Source organism: Lysinibacillus capsici, from assembly GCF_003367505.1.
Taxonomy (GTDB): Bacteria; Bacillota; Bacilli; order Bacillales_A; family Planococcaceae; genus Lysinibacillus; species Lysinibacillus capsici.
This window is the reverse complement of record NZ_PXXX01000045.1, coordinates 1-605: the sequence shown is the minus strand read 5'-3', so window position 1 is coordinate 605 and position 605 is coordinate 1. Positions and strand designations below refer to the sequence as shown.

Sequence of the window (605 nt, the reverse complement as noted above, 5' to 3'; positions counted from 1 at the left end):
AGACCTTTGTTTCTTCTTACCGAATAATCTCAATTCTGATTCACCTCCCTTTTAACTGCCAAGCCATTGTCCTGCACTTGACGACTTCTCCATATCCTCTAGCATTTGTACTGCACCGAATACAGCCGCATCAAAAATGTCGATACGTTGCTCATTCATTACTTTCTCGTACTGGATCATGTCGTCAGTCTTTTCTATTGCGGCTACATTTTGCACACAATACTCAAATGCTTGTGAGTGTAAATAGTAAAGGTTTCCGTCTTTCGCTTGTTTTTCAAGCCTACGGAAACCTTCTGATTTTTTATAAAAATATTGTGGTTGATCGACTATATTAAACCCTTTCTTTTTCATCCCTAAGAAAAATTCACGACCAAATTTACGGTCAAAGCCAACCTTCTTAATTTTAAAGCCTTTCTTCTTCATCGTTTCAAACCATTTAATAATGTCTGCATAGTTGACGGTTGGTGTATTACACATCGTCAACCATCCGTCATCCTTCCATCCAAACAACGGTATTCCGTCATCCTCTGCTTTTGCTGTTGCGGCAACTATTGGAAACCATGCGTGTGTAATTGTAATGTCTACGCCTTTATAGTGACCGTATA

At 39.0% G+C, this 605-nt stretch carries 1 protein-coding gene; it reads right to left on the bottom strand.

Features of this window, described 5'->3' with window-relative positions; all coding sequences use genetic code 11:
- Positions 1–51: 51 nt before the first annotated feature.
- On the bottom strand, positions 52–605 hold a 554-nt coding region (locus C7B89_RS22860), incomplete at its 5' end, for a terminase TerL endonuclease subunit (RefSeq protein ID WP_244205770.1).